General features: G+C 65.8%; 23 protein-coding genes and 1 pseudogene. 6 read left to right on the top strand and 18 right to left on the bottom strand.

The features are described from left to right. Complete coding sequence (locus ABC977_RS13610) at positions 1 to 2487, top strand: glycogen/starch/alpha-glucan phosphorylase (protein ID WP_369667847.1); 2487 nt, start codon at positions 1 to 3, stop codon at positions 2485 to 2487. A gap of 42 nt (positions 2488 to 2529) precedes the next feature. Here ABC977_RS13610 and ABC977_RS13605 read toward each other — a convergent pair whose 3' ends face one another. From ABC977_RS13605 to rluD, 15 genes are all read right to left on the bottom strand, one after another. Then, positions 2530 to 3141 (bottom strand): V-type ATP synthase subunit D, encoded by a 612-nt coding sequence (locus ABC977_RS13605; protein ID WP_369667811.1) that lies wholly within the window; start codon positions 3139 to 3141, stop codon positions 2530 to 2532. Between the two features lie 2 nt (positions 3142 to 3143). Beyond that, positions 3144 to 4526 (bottom strand): V-type ATP synthase subunit B, encoded by a 1383-nt coding sequence (locus ABC977_RS13600; RefSeq protein WP_369667810.1) that lies wholly within the window; start codon positions 4524 to 4526, stop codon positions 3144 to 3146. A gap of 9 nt (positions 4527 to 4535) precedes the next feature. Further along, entirely contained in the window at positions 4536 to 6323 is a 1788-nt protein-coding gene (locus ABC977_RS13595) for a V-type ATP synthase subunit A (RefSeq protein WP_369667809.1), read from the bottom strand. Next, positions 6320 to 6973: a hypothetical protein gene (locus tag ABC977_RS13590; RefSeq protein WP_369667808.1), complete on the bottom strand. Its 654-nt coding sequence runs from the start codon at positions 6971 to 6973 to the stop codon at positions 6320 to 6322. Before ABC977_RS13590 ends, ABC977_RS13595 begins: the two co-directional genes overlap by 4 nt. After that, on the bottom strand, positions 6973 to 7266 hold the full coding sequence (locus ABC977_RS13585) for a V-type ATP synthase subunit F (protein WP_369667807.1): 294 nt from the start codon (positions 7264 to 7266) through the stop codon (positions 6973 to 6975). The genes ABC977_RS13590 and ABC977_RS13585 overlap by 1 nt, the downstream gene beginning before the upstream one ends. Position 7267: 1 nt before the next feature. Then, the gene (locus ABC977_RS13580; protein ID WP_369667806.1) at positions 7268 to 7630 is read right to left on the bottom strand and encodes an ATP synthase subunit C; all 363 of its coding nucleotides are present in this window, start codon (positions 7628 to 7630) and stop codon (positions 7268 to 7270) included. 12 nt (positions 7631 to 7642) lie between these two features. Continuing rightward, positions 7643 to 9490 (bottom strand): V-type ATP synthase subunit I, encoded by a 1848-nt coding sequence (locus ABC977_RS13575; protein ID WP_369667805.1) that lies wholly within the window; start codon positions 9488 to 9490, stop codon positions 7643 to 7645. Continuing rightward, positions 9490 to 10248, bottom strand: coding sequence for a hypothetical protein (locus ABC977_RS13570; protein WP_369667804.1), 759 nt, complete (start codon positions 10246 to 10248; stop codon positions 9490 to 9492). The genes ABC977_RS13575 and ABC977_RS13570 overlap by 1 nt, the downstream gene beginning before the upstream one ends. Continuing rightward, entirely contained in the window at positions 10245 to 10586 is a 342-nt protein-coding gene (locus ABC977_RS13565; RefSeq protein ID WP_369667803.1) for a hypothetical protein, read from the bottom strand. Before ABC977_RS13565 ends, ABC977_RS13570 begins: the two co-directional genes overlap by 4 nt. Further along, positions 10570 to 12156, bottom strand: a complete 1587-nt coding sequence (gene gshA, locus ABC977_RS13560; RefSeq protein ID WP_369667802.1) for a glutamate--cysteine ligase — start codon at positions 12154 to 12156, stop codon at positions 10570 to 10572. The genes ABC977_RS13565 and gshA overlap by 17 nt, the downstream gene beginning before the upstream one ends. Before the next feature lie 94 nt (positions 12157 to 12250). Continuing rightward, complete coding sequence (locus ABC977_RS13555; RefSeq protein WP_369667801.1) at positions 12251 to 14350, bottom strand: carboxy terminal-processing peptidase; 2100 nt, start codon at positions 14348 to 14350, stop codon at positions 12251 to 12253. 161 nt (positions 14351 to 14511) lie between these two features. Then, positions 14512 to 15045, bottom strand: a complete 534-nt coding sequence (gene def / locus ABC977_RS13550) for a peptide deformylase (RefSeq protein ID WP_369667800.1) — start codon at positions 15043 to 15045, stop codon at positions 14512 to 14514. A gap of 5 nt (positions 15046 to 15050) precedes the next feature. Then, positions 15051 to 15572 (bottom strand): glycine cleavage system transcriptional repressor, encoded by a 522-nt coding sequence (locus tag ABC977_RS13545; RefSeq protein WP_369667799.1) that lies wholly within the window; start codon positions 15570 to 15572, stop codon positions 15051 to 15053. Positions 15573 to 15682: 110 nt separating this feature from the next. Continuing rightward, positions 15683 to 16441, bottom strand: a complete 759-nt coding sequence (gene pgeF / locus ABC977_RS13540; RefSeq protein WP_369667798.1) for a peptidoglycan editing factor PgeF — start codon at positions 16439 to 16441, stop codon at positions 15683 to 15685. Beyond that, positions 16407 to 17399 carry a 23S rRNA pseudouridine(1911/1915/1917) synthase RluD gene (rluD, locus tag ABC977_RS13535; RefSeq protein WP_369667797.1) on the bottom strand — a complete coding sequence of 331 codons (993 nt, stop codon included), beginning with the start codon at positions 17397 to 17399 and terminating at the stop codon, positions 16407 to 16409. Before rluD ends, pgeF begins: the two co-directional genes overlap by 35 nt. Positions 17400 to 17497: 98 nt before the next feature. Here rluD and ABC977_RS13530 point away from each other — a divergent pair, with 98 nt between their 5' ends. Continuing rightward, positions 17498 to 18325, top strand: coding sequence for an outer membrane protein assembly factor BamD (locus tag ABC977_RS13530; RefSeq protein WP_369667796.1), 828 nt, complete (start codon positions 17498 to 17500; stop codon positions 18323 to 18325). Positions 18326 to 18501: 176 nt separating this feature from the next. On the opposite strand, the gene ABC977_RS13525 is transcribed toward ABC977_RS13530, so the two are convergent. From ABC977_RS13525 to ABC977_RS13515, 3 genes are all read right to left on the bottom strand, one after another. Continuing rightward, positions 18502 to 18840, bottom strand: a complete 339-nt coding sequence (locus tag ABC977_RS13525) for a P-II family nitrogen regulator (protein ID WP_369667795.1) — start codon at positions 18838 to 18840, stop codon at positions 18502 to 18504. A 145-nt stretch (positions 18841 to 18985) separates the two neighbouring features. Continuing rightward, entirely contained in the window at positions 18986 to 19564 is a 579-nt protein-coding gene (locus ABC977_RS13520; RefSeq protein ID WP_439849190.1) for a peptidylprolyl isomerase, read from the bottom strand. 58 nt (positions 19565 to 19622) lie between these two features. Continuing rightward, positions 19623 to 20663 (bottom strand): NADP(H)-dependent aldo-keto reductase, encoded by a 1041-nt coding sequence (locus ABC977_RS13515; protein WP_369667794.1) that lies wholly within the window; start codon positions 20661 to 20663, stop codon positions 19623 to 19625. 183 nt (positions 20664 to 20846) lie between these two features. Here ABC977_RS13515 and rpe point away from each other — a divergent pair, with 183 nt between their 5' ends. From rpe to ABC977_RS13495, 4 genes and pseudogenes are all read left to right on the top strand, one after another. Continuing rightward, entirely contained in the window at positions 20847 to 21539 is a 693-nt protein-coding gene (gene rpe, locus ABC977_RS13510) for a ribulose-phosphate 3-epimerase (protein ID WP_369667793.1), read from the top strand. A 23-nt stretch (positions 21540 to 21562) separates the two neighbouring features. Continuing rightward, positions 21563 to 22240, top strand: coding sequence for a phosphoglycolate phosphatase (locus ABC977_RS13505; protein WP_369667845.1), 678 nt, complete (start codon positions 21563 to 21565; stop codon positions 22238 to 22240). A gap of 45 nt (positions 22241 to 22285) precedes the next feature. Next, the gene (gene trpE / locus ABC977_RS13500; protein ID WP_369667792.1) at positions 22286 to 23764 is read left to right on the top strand and encodes an anthranilate synthase component I; all 1479 of its coding nucleotides are present in this window, start codon (positions 22286 to 22288) and stop codon (positions 23762 to 23764) included. A 96-nt stretch (positions 23765 to 23860) separates the two neighbouring features. Beyond that, positions 23861 to 24107, top strand: a pseudogene (locus tag ABC977_RS13495) (cobyrinic acid a,c-diamide synthase); the annotation flags it as partial.

Genomic DNA, 24107 nt, shown 5'->3' with positions numbered 1-24107 from the left:
ATGGTCACTGCCGAGACGAGTCAGCCGGTCACCGATCCGACACGGATCGGTCTGACCAAGGAGGCCCTGAAGCAGGCCTTCGTCGACAACCTCTTCTACATTCAGGGCCGTTTCCGAGACGTGGCCACGGCCAACGACATCTACATGGCCGCGGCCTTCACGGTCCGCGACCGCCTGTTGGCACGCTGGCTGAAAAGCGCCCAGCATTTCAAGGAGAGCGGCGCCCGTACCCTCTGCTATCTATCGGCGGAATACCTGCTCGGGCCACACCTGATCAACAACCTGATCAATCTCGGGATCCTCGAGACGGCACGCGAGGCCGGCGAGGAATTGGGCCTCGATCTCGGTGAGATCCTGGCGACCGAGGAAGAGCCCGGGCTCGGTAACGGCGGCCTCGGGCGTTTGGCCGCCTGCTTCATGGACTCGCTCGCGACAGGCCAGATCCCGGCGATCGGCTACGGCATCCGGTACGAGTTCGGCATCTTCGACCAGGCGATCGAGAATGGCTGGCAGGTCGAGAAGAGCGACACCTGGCTCAAGAACGGCAACCCCTGGGAGATCCCCCGCCCCAAGATCACCTTCCCGGTGCGCTACTTCGGCCACACGGAGCCCTATCAGGACGAACAGGGCCGTTTACGGATCCGCTGGATACCTGGGCTGGTCGTCGAGGGCGTCGCCCACGACACGCCGATCCTCGGTTACGGCGTCGCGAACGCCAACCTGTTGCGGCTGTGGAAGGCGCAGGCCACCGAGTCGTTCGACTTCCAGGCCTTCAGCACCGGCGACTACTATCGCGCTGTGCAGGCCAAGATCGAGGCGGAGACCATCTCGAAGGTCCTCTACCCGAATGACGAACCGGCGGTGGGCAAGGAATTGCGCCTCAAGCAGCAGTATTTCTTCGTCTCCTGCTCGATCCAGGACATGGTCCGCCTGCACCTGGCGACTGTCGGGCCGCTCGACACCTTCGCCGACAAGTTCGTCGCGCAGCTCAATGACACCCACCCGGCCCTCGCCGTGGCCGAGTTGATGCGGATCCTGCTCGACGAGCACGGACTCGCTTGGGAACCGGCTTGGGACATCACCCACCGGACCTTCGCCTTCACGAATCACACGCTGTTACCGGAAGCTCTCGAGACCTGGCCCATCGAGCTATTCGAGCGACTGCTGCCGCGGCTGCTCGAGATCATCTACGAGATCAACCGTCGCTTTCTCGACGAGGTGCGAGTGCGGTATCTCGCCGACGAGGCGCGGATCGCCCGTTTGTCGTTGATCGCCGAAGGCGAAACGCGACGCGTCCGTATGGCACATCTGGCTGCGGTCGGCAGCTTTGCGATCAACGGTGTCGCGGCCTTGCATACGGATCTGCTGAAGACGACGGTCATGCGCGACTTCCATGAACTGTGGCCGGATCGCTTCCACAATGTGACGAATGGCGTCTCGCCGCGACGCTTCATCGTCGTCAGCAACCGGCGGTTGGCGCGCCTGCTCACCAGCGTCTGCGGCAACGAGGACTGGATGCGCGATCTGACCGCGCTGCGCCGGCTGGAATCGCTCGCTGAGGATCAGGGCTTTCACGAGGACTGGCGCCGCGTCAAGCTGGCCGCCAAGGATCAACTGGCGCGTTGGCTCGCGGCCAAGACCGGCGTGCGGATCGATCCGCAAACGCTGTTCGATGTCCAGGCCAAACGGATTCACGAATACAAGCGCCAGCATCTGAATCTGTTGCACATCGTCGGTCTCTACCAACGGATCAAGCAGGACGCCCAGTTCCGGCCGCCACCGCGGACTTTCCTGTTCGGCGGCAAGGCCGCACCGAGCTACGCGATGGCCAAACTGATCATCAAGCTGATCAACGCGGTGGCCGAGGTCGTCAATGGCGACCCGCAGGTCAACGGCCATATTCGCGTGGTGTTCGTGCCCGATTTCAACGTGACGACCGGACAGCTGCTGTACCCAGCCGCCGATCTGTCCGAGCAGATCTCGTTGGCCGGGAAGGAGGCCTCCGGGACCGGTAACATGAAGTTCGCGATGAACGGCGCCCTGACCATCGGGACCCTCGACGGCGCCAACATCGAGATCCGCGACGCGGTCGGGCCCGAGAACTTCTTCCTGTTCGGTCTGACCGAGGCCGAGGTCCGGCAGCGCCAAGCCGACGGGTATCGGCCGTCGGACATCTATCATGGCGATCCGGAGCTCGCGACGATCATCGACCTGATCGACTCCGGGCTATTCGCTCATGGCGACAAGACGCTGTTTCGTCCGTTGACCGAAAACCTGCTCCGCCATGATCCCTTCATGGTCCTCGCGGACTTCCGCGCCTATGTCAGCTGCCAGACCCTGATCGACGAGGTCTTTCAGGATTCGGCCCGCTGGACCCGGATGTCGATCCTCAACGTCGCGCGGATCGGCCACTTCTCGTCGGACCGCGCGATCCGCGAATACGGCGAGCGGATCTGGAAGGTCGAGCCGGTACCGATTCAGGTGTGATCGGTCGGCCGACTCGATCGCGGCCAGCATCACCGGCGGGCCTCAGGCACGCAGCCGACGCGCGCGGATCGCCTCTTCGCGTTCGTGCTCCTCGAGCGCGGTGTCGACCGCGCGCAGGGTCTCATCGACCTCCGGCAGCAACACATCCTCGGGCGCCCGGGCACGGCGCGCGGTCCGGGCATACTCGCGATGCAGTCGCCGGAGGTTGCGGCCCGTGGCGGCCAGCTCGGCGGCGACCGGCAGCAGCGCCGCGAAGGCCGTCCGGCACGCCTCGGCCTCGGGACTCGGGTCGATGGCCGGCGGCGCCGGCGTCGCTGCGTGCCACCGGAGCCCCTCGACCTCGCGCAGCGACACGCCCAGCACCGAGCGTGATCGCATGTCCAGATTGCCGGTCAGCTCCGACGGCGCCGGATGGAGACTCAAACCCTCGAGCCCATGGCGCCGGATAGCCGCGATCAGGGCCTCGCGCGCCGTCTGCTCGAGTTCGCGTAGCCGGTCACGATCGCGCTCGTAACGATGCAGTTGCGCCAGGAGCTCGGCGGCGAGGATCAGGCGCTTCTCATCGAGAAAGCGGTAGCCCTCCTGCATCCCGGCCCGTTCCTCTTGCAGCGCCAGGCGCGCACTGTGGGTCGCCGTGACATCGCGGACCGCCATCGTCAATCCTCCAGATGGGCCTGGATCTGCGCATCGCTGAGTCGATGCAGCTCGCCCCGAGGCAGGGTTCGCAACGCCTGCCAACCCGCGGCCATCCCCTGCTCCAGAGACCGGCCCTCGGTCTGGTGAAGCAGGTCCCGCTCGAAGACCTCGCCGAAGGCCAGGTAGTGACGATCAACGGACGCAAGACCGTCCTCGCCGACGACACTGGCGAGCAACCGGGTCTGCTGAGCCTGCGCGTAGGCCGCATAGAGTTGCGCGGCGAGGGCCGGGTGATCGGCATGGGTCAGGCCGCGGCCGGTGCCATCCTTCATCAGTCGCGATAGACTCGGCAACACGCGGATCGGCGGATAGATGTCCCGTCGATGGAGGTCGCGATCGAGCACGATCTGACCCTCGGTGATGTAGCCGGTCAGGTCCGGGATCGGATGCGTGATGTCGTCGTTCGGCATCGTCAGCACCGGCATCTGGGTCACGGATCCGGGACGGCCGCGCAGCCGACCCGCCCGCTCGTAGAGGGTCGCCAGGTCGGAATACATATAGCCCGGATACCCTTTGCGGCTCGGCACCTCGCCACGGCTCGCCGAGACCTCGCGCAGCGCCTCGCAGTAGTTGGTCAGATCGGTCAGGATGACCAGGACATGCTTGCCTTCGGTGAAGGCCAGGTATTCGGCGGCCGTCAGCGCGAAACGCGGCGTCAACAGGCGCTGGGCGCTCGCGTCGCTCGCCAGGTTCAGAAACAGGACCGTGCGGGCCAGCGCCCCGCTGCGTTCCATCTCAGCGCGAAAATACTCGGCGCTGTCGTGCGGGATCCCGATCCCGGCGAAGACGATCGCGAAGCCCTCGCCGCCGTCGCGGCCGCCAGGCAGCCGGGCACGGCAGGCGATGTCGACGGCGATCCGGTCGTGCGGCAGACCTCCGCCGGAAAAGAGCGGCAGCTTCTGACCGCGGACCAGGCTGTTCATCAGGTCGATGGCCGTGAACCCGGTTTCGAGATACTCGGCCGGCGCCAAGCGCGCCGACGGTTTGATCGCCAGCCCGTCGACGCGCATCGCGCGGGCGGCGGCCAGCGGCGGCCCGCCGTCGATCGGTTGGCCCACGCCATTGAAGATTCGCCCGAGCAGGCCCGGCCCGACATCAAAGCGCAAGGGTTCGCCGAGGAAACGCACCCGGGTCCCGGCCAGCGCCAGGCCGGCGGTGTCGTCGAGCATCTCGATGGTCACGAGCGCCTCGTCGAGGGCCGCGATGCGTCCGAGCCGGACCCGGCCGTCGGCCCCTTCGACCTCGACGGCCTCGTTGAGGCCGACGTCGACCTGCCGGCGCAGGAACAACAAGGGTCCCTCGGCGCGTTCGGCGATGTCCTCGCCGATCAGTCTCGCGTACATGACCTCACCTCATGGCTGGGCGGCCGCCGGTCCCGGCGCCTCATCCGGTTCCCGCCCGGCCTCGACGAGGCGCCGAAAGGTGTTCGTCAGCTCCCGGTCGAGCGACGAAAACCCCTCCCAATCACCCTCGGCGATCTCCTCGCTCATGCGCATGAGGCCGCGGAACAGCGGTGTCGCGGCGATCTGCTCCGGTGTCACGCCACGCTCGAGCAGCTCCTCGCTCCCCTCGACGAAACGACCAATCAGCCGCATCATGACGGCCTGACGCGCGGGCGTCGCATAGCGGTCGACCGGCGAAAAGGCCGATTGGCGCAGGAACGCCTGATTGACGAGCTGCGCGCACAGCAGCGTCAACCGTTGCGCCGCCGGCATCGCATCGCGGCCGATGATGCGCGCCATCCGTTCCAGCCGCGCCTCCTCCTCCAGCAGCGTCAGGAAGCGACGGCGCAGCGTCTCCCAGCGGGTGCAGCCCTGATTGTGCCACCAGCGGGCCAGGGCGGCGGCGACGAGGCTGTAAGACTGGAGCGGGTGGATGGCCGGGTAGAAACGTGCCTGCGCGCGCCGCGCATCGAGCGTCCAGAGACACCCGACATAGCGCTTCGTGTGATTGGTCACCGGCTCCGAGAAGTCCCCGGATGGAGGACTCACGGCACCCAGCAGCGTGACCGCGCCCAGCTCGCCGTTCAAGGTGCGGACCTTGGCCGCGCGTTCGTAGAAGTCGGCCAGTCGACTGCTGAGATAGGCCGGATGCCCAGCCTCGCCCGGCAGCTCGCCCAGGCGCCCAGAGACCTCGCGCAGGGCCTCGGCCCAGCGGCTCGTCGAGTCGGCCATCAAGGTCACATTGAGCCCCTGATCGCGGAAGTACTCGGCCACCGTGATGCCCGTGTAGATGCTCGCCTCGCGCGCCGAGACCGGCATGTTCGAGGTGTTCGCGATCACCACCGTGCGTTCGAGCAGCGGCCGGCCGCTACGAGGATCGACCAACTCGGCGAACTCGCTCAGGAGCCCGGCCAGTTCGTTGCCGCGTTCACCACAGCCGACGTAGACGATGACGTCGGCATCGCACCATTTGGCGACCGTCTCGAGCAAGACGGTCTTGCCGGTGCCGAAGCCGCCGGGGATCGCACCGGTTCCGCCGCGGGCGATCGGAAACAGGCAGTCGATGATGCGCTGGCCGGTCACCATCGGCTCATCGGACGGCAGCCGCACCATGACCGGCCGCGGGACCCGCACCGGCCAGTCGTGACACATGGTCAGGGCCTGCAGGCGACCGTCGTCGGTGCGCAGCCGACCGATGACCTCGTCGTCGCGATACTCGCCGGCCGCGGCGATCTCGACGATCACGCCCGGGGCCTGATCCGGCGGCACGAGGCAGCGCAGGATCGCGCCCTCGAACACACCGATCTCGCCGATCGGCTGTCCCGCCTGCACGCGGTCACCGGGCACGCACAGCGGCCGGAAATAGGCCACCTGCGCCAGATCGACCTTCAGGCCAGGGGTCACATAGGGGTCCTGCGGATCCCCGATCGGGCGCAGCAGACCATCGAAGATCCGACCGAGCAGCCCAGGCCCGAGACGCACCGACAAAAGCTGGCCACGGCCGGTCACCGACGTGCCGGGGCGCAAGCCGCTGGTGTCTTCGTAGACCTGAACGACGATCTCGTCGCGCGCGATCCGAATGACCTCGCCGAGCAGTTGCTCCGGTCCGATCGTGACGGCCTCGCGCAACCGGAAGGCGCCATCGGGCCGCGCCTTCAGCACGGGTCCGCTGATCCAGGTCGTGGTCGCCGTGGTCATCGCGTCGTCCGTTTGGCAACCGGCGGTGCGCCGCTGTCGGCCGCCAGCAGCGCGAGCAGGCGAGCCTCCAAGCGTCGACGATCCTGCAGCAAGCCGGCGAGGCTCGCATCCAGGACCGCGCCCTGTCCCGTGATCTTCAACCCGGCAACCATCTGACCATCGCTGTAGCAACGCGGCTGGTAGCTCAAGCCGAGGGCCATCGCGACGATCAGCTCGCGACGCTCGTCGTCGACCCATTCCGGCGCATGCTGGATCATCCAGCGTCCGTCGCGGTCACCCGCTGGGAAGCTCTGTCGAGCCAGCTCCAGCGCCCGTTCGGCCCACTGGCGTCGTCCGCCCGGCGATTGCCAGCGCGCGACGAGTGCGGTCTGCAACCGCGGCCAAGCAGCCTCCAGCAGCCGCGCCGTCGCGCGTTCGCCGCGGCGCCGCTCGCGGGTATCACGATCCGCCAACGCGGCCTCGATCCGGCTCCGCGCACGCTGGCGCTCGGCGACGATCTGCGCATGCAGGTGGGCACGTTCGCGACCATAGGTCCGCCGGATCAGGTCCCGCGCCTCGCCTTGCGCCTCGTCCAAGAGCCGACGACAGGACTGGTCCCGATAGGCCGTGACCAGGTTGATCAAACCCTGTTCGCGTTCCTCGATGCGCATCAGCCGATCCCCAACTGCCCGCGAATCGGGCCGGCGAAGTCCGGCGGTTCCTGGTGACCGCGGATATCCGGCATCACGCACACCAGCGGCCAATCGGCGGCGTGGGTCTCGTCCAGCCAACCCTTCGGCAGCTGCGCGGCGACCTCGGCGGTCAGCAGGATCACCTCGACCTCCTCGCCAAGTCGCCGCACCAGGGCCGGGATCTCGTCCGGGCGCGGGACATGGGTCGCAACGCCGGTCAAGCGGAATCCGGCCGCGCTCACCTCGTCCCCGAGAAAGGCGAACCGGGCCATGTCAGCCGAGCCGATTGAGGATCAGGACCGAAACGATGACCCCGTAGATCGCGATTCCCTCCGCCAACCCGACCAGGATGATGACCCGCCCGAAGAGTTCCGGCTTCTCGGTCAGCGCGCCGACCGCCGCCGCGCCGATCACGGCCACCGCATACGCGGCGCCCAGTGCGGCCAGCCCGGTCGCCAACGCGGCGGCGATGAAGCCCCAGCGAAGCACGCCAGGATCGACCGCGGTGGCAGCCAGCCCAACGGCGGCATCCTCGGCCACGACGGTCGGCGCATACCAGAGGACCAGCGTCGCGAGCCCGGTCACCAGGGTCAAACCCAGGAGCACCCAGAGGATCGATGAAGCTTGTCGTGACATCACAGTCTCCGTTCAGCCTGTCGGCGTGGGTGACGCGCCGGGACCTGCTCGAACCACACCCGCCAACGGCGGCGGCAAGGGCCGGAAGACCCGCCCGGTCCCCCGCAGGAAACGGTTGAAGAACTCGAACAGCATCAGGCGCGTCGTCTGAATCGAGACAACCAACCCCTCGAGGGCGATGATGACCAGGTTGCCGAGGATCAGGATCAGCATACTCCAAAGTAGCGGCGCAGCGTCGGCCATGGTCACGACGGCCAACGACAGCGCCGCGTGGGCCAGCGCAAAGGCCCCGACCCGCGCGAACGACAGCGTATTGACGAGGATCTGCAGGCCGTTCTCAAGCAAGCGCCCAACAGCTGCCAGGACCCCCAGCCACCGATCGGAGGTGACGATGGCGCCGATCAGATACCAGGCCAGCCCGAGCGCGGCGAGCCAGGCCGCGGCCGGATCGGCAAGCCAGCCCAGCAGCCCCAGATAGAACAGGAGGAAACCGGCATCGACGCGCCACCAAGAAGCCAGATCGCCGCGCTGTCGCGCGCCCACGGCGGCCAGCATCTGGCCTACGACCAGCAGGCCGACGGCGAAGATCAGCGGGACCAAAATTACCACTAGCGGTGCGTCGAGCGGGTGGAGCCACAGCGCGGGAATCAGATCCTCGCGGCCGAACAGGCTGCCGAAGACGAGGCCGAAGGCCATCGCCGACAGGCCGCAGTACATCAAAAGGCGGGCCGGTTCGAACCGATCGCGCAGCCACCAGCCGGCGGCGGCCAGCACCAGCCCTTGCCCGAGATCGCCGAACATGTAACCGAAGATCAGCGGTACCACGAGCGCGAGGACTGGCGTCGGATCCGCCTCGTCGGCCCCCGGCACACCAAAGGCCCGGGCAAACAGTTCGAAGGGCCGCATCCAACGCGGGTTGTCGAGGATCTGCGGCGGTTCGATTCCCGGCGGAGGCGGCCGGAAACGCAGCAGCGCGCGACTCTCGGTTCCTTCGAGCGCCGCGGCCAAGGATCTCCCCGTCAGGTCGTTGCTCCAGCCGGTGATCCAGACCAGGTGATCGCTAGCCCGTTCGAGCCCGCCGACCTGCCGGGCGAACCAGGCCAACCAGACCAATTGGGCCAGTACATCGCCGAGCCGATGGTCTTCGTAGAGGCTATCGAGCTCGGCATACAGGTGCACGATGCGCGTCGACAGTTGGCGGCGGCGCGCGAGGATCGCGGCATGGGCCTCGTCGGCCCGGCCGCACAACCACGCCGGCCGCTCGATGATGCGTCCCTTGCGGGCGCGCAGCGGCACCTTGACGTCCTCGAGGCGTTCGGCAGGCCCGACGATCAGGAAACACTGGTGCCCCTCCCAAGAGACGCCGCGGGCGATCACCCAATCGGGAAACCGAGGCTCGGCGTCACTTGGCAGAAGAACGCAGAAGGTGCCGAGCACCGGGCCGGACCGTGCGACCAGATCGAAATCCAAGGACCCGCCGATCAGACGGGCCACGACCTCGCCGAGCCACTTGAGCCTCGTGGATTCCTCCTCGCAAGCCTGTAGCGCATCGATCAGGCGATCGGCGTCGCGCTGCCACGCGCTCAGCCGATCGAGGGCGCGCGCCAATACCACCTCGGGAGCACCCGTCATCGGTGCTGGGCGCAAGTTGCCGCGCGCCCAATAGCGCCCATACCGGGTCTGCCGCTGCTCGAAGTCGGCCAGGCCGGTTGCGAGCTCGCGCAACAGGACATCGGTCACCAGGTTTGGGCGCACCTCGATCTCGACGGCGCCGGTTGCAGCCAATACCGCCGATGTGTGTACAGCCTCGCCACGACTGCACAAGACCTCGAACCAACGCGCCGGCACCGGCGATAGCATTAGACGGCCTCCGCGGCGAACAGCGCGCGCGTCACCAGCTCGCCGCGCAGCCGCTCCAAATCCAGGCCGACGATCGCGAGAAAGGTGAAGGCGCTCGCTGGCTGGAGCAGAGAACGGTGAAAGAACCGATGCAGCCGCCCGCGCAGCCGCGACCGCCCGGCGCCAGAGTCGGCCCGGTCGCCTCCCGGAACGGCCGTCCCATACCGAAGGATCAGCCGGGTCAGCGTTTCCAGCGCCACGCGCTCGTCGCGACTGGTACGCGGCCAGGATTCCCGCCAGATACGCGCCCAAACCGCTAGGAGGTCCTCCTCCTCGTCAGTCACCAGGGGCGCGGGCCCCGCACGCATCAGGCCAGCCGAGGTGAGACGCCCCTGCTCGTTGAGCAGCGGCCGCAGCAGGTAATCCTGTTGCACCCAGATCGGCGCCTCGCCCCGATGCATCCAGTGCGCGATCATCGGCAGGCAGGGCCACCAGCGAGTCCAGATTACCGCCTCGCGCCACGACGGCGGCATCCAGGCCGCGACCGCATCGACCGTATCGCGATACAGGACCCGCAAGCCCGGTTCGAGTTCGTGCGGGCCGTTGTGGCCCGAGAACCCGCGGACCCAGGGACCGCAAGGCAGGGTGCGCGCCTCCTCGAGATACGCAGCGAGAGTTCGGTTGGCCGCCAGCCGCTGCCAGGTCGATTCATCGGGCAAGGCCGCCAGAGCGGCCTGAAGGCGGGCCTGAGCGTAGGCGTAGCGGTGTGCGGCGATCACGCCGGCGGACCGATCATCTCGTCGATCAGACGCTCGATCGCGCGGTCGATCTCCCCGATCGGAGGCAGGAGGTCGTGCGGATCCTCCTCGGCGGCCGTCTTGGCCAAGCCGAGCAGCACTCGCTCGAGGTGGCGATCGGCGATCGCGTGCGCCGTTTGAATACGTCGTTCGGTTCGCCGACTGATCCGATCCGCCTGGGCCTCGGCTGCCGCGACCAGCGCAGCGGCCTGCTCCGTGCATTGCTTCAGGGCCGCTCGCCCGGCCTCTTCGGCGGCCAGCACACGATTGATCGCGTGATCGACGGCCCGGGTGTCGACTTGATCAATGGTACTCGGCATGGTTATAGCGTTCGAGGAAACGATCGAAGGTCTCATCGTCCGCGGCTTCGATCTCGGCCTGGCGGGCCAAGGATTCGGCGGCAAGTCGTTCGAACAGTGCCAAACGTTCCGGCGACAAGGCCCGAGAGCGGAACCAGTCACGGTGTTCCGTGCTCATCCGGTAAGCGAAATCGCTGAAGGACTCATGGCGGTCCCGCATCTCGGCAAGCATCTTGGCCGATGGCGTGCGATCCGGATCCGCGACCTTGTCGCGCTGGCGCGCGAGGCTGCGTTGGCATGGCCCCTCGTCCCCGCCGTCGAGCAGCTCAGCGATTGGGCGCATCACCTCCAGCAACTCGGTCGCCCACATGCGCAAAGGCACGAGCTCCGCATCGCGATCCAGACACAAGGCCGGGTCCCTGCCTCGATGAGCGGTGCGCACCTGATTCTCATCGATCGCACGGCGTTCCCGCGGTTTGATCCGCGGACTCTCCTGAAGCAGACAGAGGAGCACCAAGACCCGCAAGAAATCGATCTGCTCCTCGCCGACGCCAAGTGGCTCGCCGGCGCAGACATCCAACGAACGCAGCTCGACATAGGCGATCCCACGTCGCCGCAGCGCCCAGGTCGGGCGTTCCATCCACTCGGTGATCTGCTTGGGCCGAACCGTACTGTAGTATTCGTTTTCGATCTGCAGCACGTGGTCGTTGAGCTGCTCGTAACGGTCACCGATCTTGACGCCGATATGCTCGTAATGCGGACAAGGTGTCTCGATCGCCCAGGTCAGGCTCCGGGTGTAGGCATCCAGACTGTCGTAACTAGCCTTCATCCCGGTGCCCTCCTCCTGCCGGTTCTGGTAACCGATATCCCCCATCCGCAGCGAGGTCGCGAATGGCTCGTAAGCGGTCTGCCCGTCGAACGGGATCAAGGCCGTCCGGCGTCCCTCGATGAAACTGTTGGAGACCGCCGGCGACGCACCGAACAGGTACGGCACGAGCCAGCCGACCCGTTGCAGATTGCGGATCATCGCCATATAGGACTCGTCGCGGAACGCGCGCGGATCCCCGTCATCGCCTTCCAACGACTGATACACCGGCCAGAACTCATCGGACAAGGAGAAATTGAAATGCACGCCGGCAATGACCTGCATGATGCGGCCATACCGATTGCCGAGTCCGCGGCGATAGACGGTCTTCATCTCGGCCGCATTCGAGCAGCCATAACGCGCCAACGGGATCGACTCGCCTCCGTCGAGGACGCAGGGCATGCTGGTCGCCCAAATCACCTCATCGCCGAGGTACTGGTAGACGAACCGATGCAGATCCCCTAGGAACGCCAGTGCCTCGGCACCAGACGGCGCCGGAGGCGTCACGAACTCGAGGAGCGCCTCCGAAAAATCGGTCGTCAGATAAGGATGGGTCAAGGGTGAGCCCAGCACCGCCGGATGGCGGCTCATCGCGATGCGCCGATCCGGGCCGACCCGCAGACCTTCCTTTTCCAGGCCAATTCGGAATCGCAATAGGCGGTTCACATCGGAGACAGCCGACAAGCGTCGTAACCGCTGCCGGAAGACGGCGTAAGCATCGCTCACAAGGAAGCACCCGTCATCGGCTGGCCCCACGGGTGCACGGAAACGGGCCTCGCACCGGGCGACGCGAAAAACGGCCGGTCATACGCCAGGTGCGTCAATCGCGCATCGCGGAGCGAGTCCTGGTGGTCCCTTGAAGCAGAATGGCATCGGCCAGGATCCGAGCCGCTTCATCAAGCTGGATCTGGGCGATGACCTCGAGCTCCTTTTCCAACAACCGTTCGTCCGGAAACTCCTCATCGGCCGGGACGGGTGTCATCCCATGCCGTCGCAGGAAGGCGTTCTTCTGTTCCTCGAGGATCTGCTCGCGACGAGTCGTCTCGGCCCGCCGATCGGCCTCGCGCAACGAGACCCGCTGTTGCTCGCTGATCTCGCGCAGCGTGCGATTTCGGGCTACCAGCATCTCGAAACCAGGGTCTCGCGCGACCCGTTCGGATGAGCGCTCACGCAGCTCCCTCAAACTGGTCTTGCTGGCACCAGGGAAGTCGACCGCGTCGATCCGCGTCCAGGGGAGCGCGTTGTCGAGTGCCCGCTCACCATGCCGGTCGATATCCTCGGCCGTCGGCAGCAGGATATCGGGTTCCACGCCCCTGAGTTGCGTACTGCCGCCGCTCACCCGATAAAACTGCGCCATCGTCAGACGCAGACGACCGAGGTCGGTGCTTCCGCCGGGAACATAACGGTTGAGGTCGATCAGCGTCTGGACCGTACCCTTGCCGAAGGTCGGCTCACCGATGACCAGACCGCGTCGATAATCCTGAATCGCGCCGGCAAAGATCTCCGAGGCCGATGCGCTGTCTCGATCGACGAGGATCGCCAACGGCCCCGTATAGATGGCACCGGGGCTCGGATCGCGCTCGATCTCGATACGGCCAGCCGAATCCTTGACCTGGACCACGGGGCCCTGGTCGATGAAGAGGCCGGTCAGGGCTGTCGCCTCGGTCAGGGATCCACCCCCGTTTCCGCGCAGATCGATGACCAGTCCGTCGATCCCTTGCCGGGTCAGATCCTCGACCAGCCCGCGAACATCGCGCGTGGAACTGCGAAAATCCTTCACCCCCTCCGATTCGGCGCGAAAATCGCGATAAAAGGCGCTGATCTCGATGACGCCGATACGCAGACCCGGGGCGTTCTCGAGTTGATCGAGGACCCGCGCCTTCGCGGCCTGGTCCTCGAGGCGAATCTGATTGCGCTCGAGCCTGATCTCGCGCGTCGGCCCGTCCGCGCCGAGGGTCCTCGGCAGGATCTGCAGACGCACGACCGACCCTTTCGGGCCGCGGATCCGATCGACCACGTCCTGCAATCGCCAGCCGACGACGTCCTCGATCTGACCCTCCTCTCCCTGACCGACACCGACGATCCGATCGCCGGCCTGGATCAGCCCCGACTCGGCGGCCGGCCCACCCGGTATGGTCCGCTGCACCACGGTCATATCGCTGTCTCCGCGCAGCACCGCGCCAATGCCCTCGAGCGACAAACGCATGCTGATGTCGAAGTTCTCCGACGAGGCCGCCGACATGAAGCTCGTATGGGGTTCGAGCGCCTGACCCAGCGCGTTGGCGAACATCTCGAAGACGTCGTCCTGAGTGAACTGGCGGACGCGCCGCGCCAAGCCTTCGTAGCGCTTGCGCAACTGCTCGCGGATGGCATCATCGTCACGGCCCGCCAGGCGCAGGCTCAAGGCATCGTTCTTGATGCGCCGCCGCCAAAGATCGTCGAGGTCCTCGTCGCGGACCACCCACGGAGACTTGGACCGATCGAACTCGTAGGACTCATCCTGCTCGAAATCGAACGGCTGACCGATCAAGCCCAACGCCTGGTCGACACGGTGTTCGACACGCATTCGGTACAGGCGGAAGATATCGAAGGCGACAGCCACATCGCCGCGCCTGAGTTCCTCCGTCAGTCGCCTCAGATTGCGCTCGAACCGCTCGACGTCCCGCGCCAGAAAGAAGGACCGATTGGCGTCCAGCGCCGCCAGATAGTTGTTCAGGACCTCGCCGGTGAACTCTTCGTTGAGCGCCCATTTCCGGTAATGATGGCGTTCCAGAACACTGTTGATGACCTGTATCGTCCGGGCATGCTGTTGGTTCGGAAAGAGCTCCGAAAGGGCGACCTCCTGCGGGCGGGCCCAGCTGGCACCGGCCAGCAGAAGCGCCAGCAACAAGGCGACGAGAATACGGATGCTTTGCCTCATGACGGGGTACTCGCGTTCGTTGCGGCCGATCGGCCGACTCAAGCTAGACTCTGGCAGAGATGGGGTCGGAACAGCGAAAATGGACTGGCCGTGGCCGAACCGGCATCGGTCCCGACCTCCTCGGTAGCTTGCCATGAAACAGCGCTCGCTGAACCGGCGAATCAGGTCGGCTGTCGATCATCGCCCGCACCTCCGGCCCGATACACTTTTCGCCGGAAGAGGTCGGTCCGACGACTGACGACCCGGTCGACGAACAACAGGCCATCGAGGTGGTCGATCTCGTGCTGCGCGGCGCGTGCCTCGAACCCCTCCATCTCCAGCTCTCGCGGTTCGCCATCCAGATCCTGGGCCAGGAGGCGGATGCGCGTCGCGCGGATCACGTTGCCGGTGTAATCGGGCACCGAAAGACAACCCTCGCGCCCGATTTCGTAGCCCTCCCAATGTACGATCTCGGGATTCACCAGAACCAGATGGCCATGGTGCGCGATCCCCTTCTTCGACGACACATCGAGGATCACGACGCGCTGAAACCAGCCGGTCTGCGGGGCCGCGATGCCGACGGCGGCGGGACCGGCCAAACGGGTCTCCTCGAGACCAGCAACCCGCGACCGCAACTCGCTGTCGAAGGCGGCAACGGGCTCCGAAATCTGCTTCAGGCGCTCGTCGGGCAGGCGCAGGATCGGCTGAACGGCCATCGGCTTCAGCCGATCAAGGTCTCGACCGGCGAGATCTCGACCGAGATGCCGCGTTGTCGAAGCCCAGCTAGCGCTTCGGTCAAGTCCTCGATGGGCTCGGTCGAACAACCTTGAATATGCATGATGTAGACGGGCTGATCCGGATCACCGCACACATCCGACTCCAATTCGAGGATATTGAAGCCGGTCGCCGCAAGGGCTTCGGTTACCTCGGCAACGATCCCCGCGCGATCGGCACCAACGACCCGAACCTGAATATTCGGCACCAGATGGCGGTGCGGCCCCCCGGACACGGGATCGATGTGACAGCGCAAGCCGAGATCGGCCGCCACCGGCGCCAAGGCCTCCTCGAGGCCGATCGCGGGTCGTGCGTCACGCACCATCAGCATGATGGTGAAATTTCCCCCGAGCCGAATCATCGATGCCTCGCCGAGATGACAGCCGGCATCGAAGAGTGCGCGGGTCACGGCCGCGACGATCCCCGGCCGGTCCTCGCCGACCAAGGTCAGCATGTTCCAATCAGACAAGACGCACCTCGACAAAGCTCGATCGCCCAGTATCCTCAGTCGCTTTTAAGGGTTTACCCGAAGGGCGTCCGGGCGTCAAGCACGGCATCACGCGATACGACCGACCGGGCCTAGGGTCCGACAGGTTCGCGTGCCCGGTCACCACCGGTCAACCAGATCAGCGTGGCGATCCGCCCGCACCGACCATCGCGGCGATAGGAGAAAAAACGACCCGGATCGGCATGGGTACACAAACGGCCGCCCCAGACGGCTCGGACACCGCGCAGCGCGAGGCGCCGTCGGGCCAGCGCGTAGAGATCGGCATGCCAACGGTCCGCCTGGGCCGGCTCGAAGGCCGCCGCCGCCGCCGGGTCCTGGTGCAGGAATCGCTCGCGCACCTCACCCCCGACCACGAAGGCGCGCGGCCCGATGGCGGGACCCATCCAGGCCAAAAGTCCTCCAGGGTCTACCGGAAACCGGTCGATAGCCGCCTCGATGACACCCGCAGCGAGGCCCCGCCAACCAGCATGCACGGCGGCGATTCGGAGACCACTGCGGTCGCACAGCAACAGCGGCAGGCAATCCGCGGTCAGCACCGCACAGACGATCCCAGCGCTGTCGGTGAAGGCCGCGTCGGCCTCCCGGTCGGCGCCGTTTTTCGCCGCATCGGTCACCCGGGTGCCATGGACCTGCCGCAACCAGATCGGATCGGCGGGGATCGCTGTCCGTTCGCGCAGGATCGCGCGATTGCGGGCGACGGCATCGGGATCGTCGCCGACATGATCGGCGAGGTTCAACGACGCGAACGGCTCGGTGCTGACCCCGCCGTGCCGGGTCGTGCACAGGGCTCGGACATTAGCCGGCGCCGGCCAATCCGGTTCGATCCACATCGAGGTTCTGCTCCTTGCGCAGCGTATCGATCAAGGCCGCCAAATCAGCGGCGAGAGGGACCTCGAAATGCAACGAGGTTCGATCGCGTGGATGCGTCAGGCCAAGGGCCACCGCGTGCAGCGCTTGACGCGGAAACCCCTGCAACGCAGCGATCAGGGTCGACGACGCGCCCTTCGGCCGTCGCGGACGTCCCCCGTAGACTGGATCGCCGACGAGCGGGTGGCGCACATGGGCGAGATGCACACGGATCTGGTGGGTCCGCCCGGTCTCGAGCCGGACACCGATCAGCGTTTGGGCGGAAAAACGCTCGAGGATCCGATAATGGGTCACCGCTGGGCGCCCGCTGGATACGACAGCCATCCTCTTGCGCTGGACCGGATGGCGGCCGATCGGGGCCTCGATCCGCCCGCCGGCACGCATCGTACCGTTGACCAACGCCCGGTATTCACGATGCATCGAGCGCTCCTGCAACTGGCGCACCAGCGCCGTGTGCGCCGCGAGGGTCTTGGCCACGACCAGCAACCCGGTGGTGTCCTTGTCCAACCGATGGACGAGTCCCGAGCGGGGCAGGTGGCGCAACGCCGGGCAGTGGTGCAGCAAGGCGTTCAGCAGAGTCCCATCAGGGTTCCCGGCAGCGGGGTGCACGACCAGATCGGCGGGCTTGTCGACGACGAGGAGGTCCGAATCCTCGAAGACCACCGTCAGCGGGATCGCCTCGGCCCGATCATCACCGACCGGGTCACTCGTCGGCACGCACAGGATCCGTTCACCGACCTGGACCCGATCACGACACCGCCGAACGCGGCCCTCGACCTGAACCTGGCCCGCCTCGATCCAACGCTGAATGCGGCTGCGCGAGAACTCGGGCAAGGCCTCGGCGAGCACCTGATCGAGCCGCCGACCCGCTTGCGCGATACCGACTCGCAACTCACGCGGCGCTGGGCCGACCTCAGCCACCGATCGGACTCGCAGCGATGGCGACCCAGCCGCGACCCGATCGCACCGGCAAGGCCTTGCTGTATACTGCCAAGGTGTCTCCGCGAGCTGAATGTAGCATGGTCAGAATCTTCTCAATCATCGTCAGCGCCCTGCTGATTCTATCCCTGGCCGGGTGCGCCTGGTTGAACCGTCAAGCCGACGAAACGGAGGGCTGGGACGTCACGCAACTCTACAACGCCGGGGCCAGGGAGATGCGGTCGGGTAACTACCAACGCGCCATCGAATATTACGAGAAGCTGGAGACCCGTTATCCCTTCGGCCGCTACGCGATGCAGGCCCAACTCGACATCGCCTACGCCCACTATAAGAACGATGAGCCCGAGGCCGCGATCGTGGCCGCCGACCGTTTCATCAAACAGCACCCACAGAACCCGTTCGTGGACTACGCCTATTATTTGAAGGGGATCGTCAACTACAACCGCAGCGTCGGGTTTCTCGACCGTTTCATCCCGACCGACCCATCTCAACGTGATCCCGGTTCCGCGCTCGATGCCTTCAACGACTTCTCGGTGCTCGTGCAGCGCTTCCCCGACAGCCGCTATGCCGAGGATGCCCGCCAACGGATGCTCTACCTGCGCAACAACTTGGCGAAGAACGAGATCCATGTCGCCCGATACTATATGAGGCGGGGCGCCTACATCGCGGCCGCAGGCCGTGCAAATCACGTGATCGAACGATTTCAGCGCACGAGCGCGGTCGAGGAGGCGTTGGAGATCCTCGTTGCGGCGTACAAGGCCCTCGGCGAACAGGAACTCGCCGCAACGGCCGAACGGGTCCTGACGCTGAATCGCGAAGCCGGCCGCTTCATCGAGGACACGCCGCCACCCGACCAGATCGGCCTCACGCAGCGCGTCTGGGACTATCTCAGACTCGACGAAAACTAAGGTGACTGCCCGAACAAGCCGCTCCACCGCGGGAAGGATTCGTCGGCGACTAATCCGTGTCCACTCGACAAACTGCTCCGCCGGGTGCGGGTTCGAGGACCATCCCCACGGCCAAGCGAGCCCGGATCGCCGGATCGGGATCCGGGCTCGACCGACGCAGCCGGAGGGCTAGCCAGTCAGACAGCCGCCTCGTTTTCCTCGCCGGTGCGGATCCGCACCACGCGCTCGACATCACTGATGAAGATCTTCCCATCGCCGATCTTGCCGGTCCGCGCAGCATTCGTGATCGCCTCGAGACAGGCATCGATCTGGTCATCGGCGAGCACCAGCTCGATCTTGACCTTCGGCAGGAAATCCACGACATACTCGGCGCCGCGATAGAGCTCCGTGTGGCCCTTCTGACGGCCGAAACCCTTGACTTCGATCGCGGTCATCCCGGTGATCCCAGCCGCCGACAAGGCCTCTCGCACGTCGTCGAGTTTGAATGGCTTGATGATCGCTTCAACCTTCTTCATGGAAATCTCCATCGCTCGCATCGGGTACCAAAAGGGGGTGCCCAGCACCCTCCCCCGCTCGGTTTCCCAGTATAGGGAAGCGAGGGTCGTGCAACCAGCACAACCGGCGGCGCGACCCTGACAACCCTAGACACCGGACCTTGCCTCACAGCTCTTGACACGACTCCAGCACGACGGCCGTTCGCGTCTGGCCGCTGCGACTGCCCTGTTTGTCCATCTCCCGCAACACATCGTGGCCCTCGACCAGTTCACCGAAGACGACATGGCGCCCATCCAACCAGGAGGTTTTCGCCGTTGTGATGAAGAATTGAGAGCTGTTGGTGTCAGGCCCGGCGTTCGCCATCGATAGAATGCCAAAGCCGGTATGCTTCAGCTCGAAATTCTCATCCGGGAATCGGGGGCCATAGATCGACTCGCCTCCGGTCCCGTTATGCCGCGTGAAATCCCCGCCTTGCACCATGAACCCGGGAATGATCCGGTGAAAAGGTGTCCCGGCGTAGGCCAAGGGCTTGCCGGATTGTCCAACGCCGGCCTCGCCCGTGCACAGTGCGCGAAAGTTCTCCGCGGTGCGAGGCACCACATCCGCGCGCAGTTCGAGGACCAGGGTCCCGGCCGGCTCCCCGCCGATACTGATGTCGAGGGCGACCCTCGGATTGGGTGTTTCGGCCTGCGCGGCCATCGCGAAAAACAGGACACAGGCCACAACGGAAACGCGCCTAATCATCGATCGGTTCTCCAGGCATTGATGGGGTTTGAGAGAAGTCGGCCGAGGCTCGACTCGGTCATGGCGCCGGGTTCGGCTGCCGGGTGTGGATCGCGTCGATCTCCCGCTCCAAGTCTTCCGACAAGGTCAGGTCGTGGCTCGCGATATTTTCGTTCAGTTGCTCCAGATTTGTCGCGCCGATGATCGTGGCCGTGACGAAGGGTCGGCTCGTGACATAGGCCAGCGCCATTTGCGCAGGCCTCACACCGTGGCGCCGCGCCAGCTCGACATAGTCGGCGGTCGCTCGCTCGGCCTCGCCGTTCGAATAACGGCTGAAGCGCTCGAAGCGGGTCAGGCGGCCCGTGGCTGGCCGCGCCCCGCCGAGGTATTTGCCGGTCAGGGTTCCGAAGCCGAGCGGCGAATAGGCCAGCAGGCCGCATCGCTCGCGCATGGCGATCTCGGCAAGCCCGATCTCGAACGTCCGATTGAGCAGGCTATAGGGGTTCTGGATGCTCACCGGGCGAGGCAAGCCGTGCGTCCGTGCCAGCTGCAATGCGCTCATCAGCCCCCACGGGGTCTCGTTCGACACGCCGACATGGCGCACCTTGCCACTGGCGACCAGATCGCGCAAGACCTCGAGCGTCTCGAGCAAAGGCACACTGTCGTCATGGCCGGGCGGCCGATAGCCGAGCCGACCGAAGAAATTGGTCTGCCGATCAGGCCAGTGCAGTTGGTACAGATCCAGGTAATCGGTGCGTAGACGCTCGAGGCTCTCGTTCAGCGCCGCCTCGATGTTGGCCCGATCGAGCCGGTTGCGACCGCCGCGCAGGTAGGGCAGCCAGTCCCCGGGGCCGGCAACCTTGCTCGCCAGAATCAGGTCATCACGCCGACCGCGTCGCGCGAGCCAGGTGCCGATGAAGGATTCGGTCAGGCCCTGGGTCTCGGCGCGGGGCGGGACCGGGTAGATCTCGGCGGTGTCGATGAAATCGATGCCGGCCGCGACCGCCGCGTCCAGCTGCCGATGTGCCTCGGCTTCGCTGTTCTGCTCGCCAAAGGTCATGGTCCCGAGACACAGGACGCTGACTTCGAGATCGGTGGTTCCGAGTCGTCTGCGTTGCATGTTTCCCCCTCCGCCTATCGGCGCGTTGGATGGTCCTCGGCCGGCCGGTGGTGGCCACGCTGACCGCCCGCGTGCGCGCGTGAAAATCTCCAACGATTCGGTTACATTGGCCGCTCATCTTTTGGTACTGCTACCCAGGGACTGATCCGGCCAGAGGGCCGCTGTCACCTCCGGAGAGACCCCATGGCTCAAGACCTCATCGCCCCTTCGATCCTGTCCGCCGACTTCGCCCGCCTTGGCGAGGAGGTGGACAATGTGCTCGCGGCCGGTGCCGACATCGTCCACTTCGATGTCATGGACAATCACTATGTTCCGAACCTTACGATCGGGCCGCTGGTGTGCGAGGCGCTGCGCAAGCACGGTGTCACGGCACCGATCGACGTGCACCTGATGGTCAAGCCGGTCGACCGCATCGTCGCGGATTTCGCCGCCGCCGGCGCCACCTACATCACCTTCCACCCGGAGGCCAGCGAGCATATCGACCGCACGCTGCAACTGATCCGCAACGAGGGCTGTCGTGGCGGGCTGGTTTTCAATCCAGCCACCCCCCTGACCTATCTCGAGTACGTAATCGACAAACTGGACATGATCCTCCTGATGTCGGTCAACCCCGGCTTCGGTGGACAAAGCTTCATTCCATCGGCGCTCGACAAGCTGCGTCAAGTGCGGCAGATGATCGACGCATCGGGCCGCGAGATCCGCCTCGAGATCGATGGCGGCGTCAAGGTCGACAACATCGCCGAGATCAAGGCCGCCGGAGCCGACACCTTCGTTTCCGGGTCGGGGATCTTCGGGCACCGCCGGGCCGAGGATCCGAACCGCTACGATACGATCATCAAGCAGATGCGTGCCGCGCTGGCCGGTGTCAACCGGTGAGCCGATCCCGCCTTCACCCGAAGATGGTCCTGATCGACCTCGACGGGACCCTGATCGACAGCGTTCCCGATCTGGCCTTTTGCGTCGACGCGATGATGGATGAGCTCGGCCGACCGCGGCACGGCGAGGCCGCGGTGCGCAACTGGGTCGGGAACGGCGTCGAACGGCTGGTGCGCCGAGCGCTCGTCGGCCAGTTGGACGGCGAGCCACCGGAGGCCGATTACGAGCGGGCCTATCCGCTCTTCTTGGAGCTCTACCGCGCCAATACGTCGAACCGCTCGCGGCTCTACCCGGGCGTGCGCGAAGGGCTCGACTTCCTCAAGGGCGCGGGCTATCCGCTCGGCTGCGTCACGAACAAGGCCGCGCAATTCACCGAACCGCTGCTCGCCGACCTCGGGATCCGCCGCTATTTCTCGCTCGTCGTCAGCGGGGATTCGCTGCCGCACAAGAAGCCCCATCCGCTGCCGCTGCGGCATGCCGCCGACTATTTCGGCGCAGATCCCCACCAGGCGCTGATGATCGGCGATTCGATCAGCGATGTGACGGCCGCGCGAGCGGCCGGCTTCACGATCATCTGCGTCAGTTACGGGTACAACCATGGCCGTGACATCCGAGAGGCCAAGCCCGATGGCGTGATCGATTCGCTCGCCGAGCTCGAGGATTGGCTGGTCGAGACAAGTGCAACCGCCGATAGAAGATAGTTAAGCCGCCGTCACCGACAGCCGGCCCGCTGCTTGGAGCACTCGATGACACCCGAAGCCTACCGCGATCTGGCTGACCAGGGTTACAACCGCATCCCGCTGGTCCGCGAGGTCCTCGCCGACCTCGACACCCCTTTGAGCGTGTATCTGAAGCTCGCCGACGGGCCCTATTCGTACCTGTTGGAATCGGTGCAGGGCGGAGAAAAATGGGGCCGTTACTCGGTGATCGGCCTGCCCTGCCGGACCTGCCTGCGAATCCACGGCCACGCGGTGCGCGTCGAACACCGAGGCCAGGTCGTCGAAGAGGCCGAGGTTGCGGATCCATTGGCCTGGATCGCAGCCTTTCAGCGCCGTTTCCGGGTCGCCGAGCGGCCCGGGCTGCCGCGCTTCACCGGCGGCCTGGTCGGTTACTTCGGTTACGACACCATCCGTTACATCGAACCGAAACTGGCCCATTGCCCCAATCCGGACCCGATCGGTGCGCCCGACATCCTGTTGATGGTCTCCGACGAGATCGTCGTCTTCGACAATTTGACGGGCCGCATGTACCTGATCCTCAATATGGATCCGACCGCCGGCGAAACCTTCGAGGATGGCCAGGCGCGGCTCGACGAGTTGGTCGCCCGGATGCAGCAGGGCACCCCGCGCCCCCCATTGGAGCCGCCACGGCAGGTCGCCGAAGAGGATTTCGTCTCCGGCTTCACCGAGGTTGCGTTCGAACAGGCTGTCGACCGCATCAAAGACTACATCCTGGCCGGCGACTGCATGCAGGTCGTCTTGTCGCAGCGCCTGTCGATCCCATTCCACGCGCGCCCCCTGAATCTCTATCGCGCGCTGCGCGGCTTGAATCCGTCGCCCTATATGTACTTCCTGGAACTCGACGAGTTCCAAATCGTCGGCTCCTCGCCCGAGATCCTGACCCGGCTCGAAGATGACCTGATCACGGTGCGCCCGATCGCCGGCACCCGCCGCCGCGGCTACACCGAGGATGAAGACCGCGCACTGGAGCGCGAACTGCTCGCCGATCCGAAGGAGCTCGCCGAGCACCTGATGCTGATCGACTTGGGCCGCAACGACGCCGGCCGCGTCGCGCGCACCGGCACCGTGCGGGTCACCGACCGGATGATCGTCGAACGCTATTCGCATGTGATGCATATCGTCTCCAACGTCGTCGGTGAGCTCGACAGCGGTCTCACGGCGATCGACGTGCTGAGCGCCACCTTCCCGGCGGGGACCGTCTCGGGCGCCCCGAAGATCCGCGCGATGGAGATCATCGACGAACTCGAACCGGTCAAACGCGGGGTGTATTCCGGCGCCATCGGCTATCTGTCCTGGAACGGCAACATGGACACCGCGATCGCGATCCGAACGGCCGTGATCAAGGACGGGCGGCTGCACATACAGGCCGGTGCCGGCGTCGTTGCCGACTCGGTTCCGGCGCTCGAATGGAAGGAGACGATGAACAAGGGCCGCGCGATCTTTCGTGCCGTCGCGCTTGCCGAAGCCGGGCTCGACGCACGCTGACCATGATCGCCCGTAATCCCCGTCTCGCCGCGCGCGCCGCGAGCCGATAGAATCCGGCCGATTGCCGGATGTCACCGAGGCCACATTGCCAGACCCATGTTCGGCTTCCTTCAAGGTTTCGCGTTAGGGCTCTTCGTCTCCTGCCTGCCCTGGTTGATCGTCGGCCTCATCGAGCCGCGCCTGGCGGTGCCAACCGAGCGCCCGACGCGGGTCCAGGTGCTGCTGCGCTATTGGCTGATCGTCCCCTTTGCTGCGTTCCTGATCTGGCTCACCTCGCTGTGGGGCGGTCTCGGGCCGACGCTGGGCGGTTGGCTGGCCGGCCTGGTGGCGATCCCGCTCGCGT

The sequence above is a fragment of the Thioalkalicoccus limnaeus genome (genome assembly GCF_041197575.1).
GTDB classification, from domain to species: Bacteria; Pseudomonadota; Gammaproteobacteria; order Chromatiales; family Chromatiaceae; genus Thioalkalicoccus; species Thioalkalicoccus limnaeus.
The sequence above is the reverse complement of the archived record's forward strand: the minus strand, read 5'-3'. Positions and strand labels throughout refer to the sequence as shown.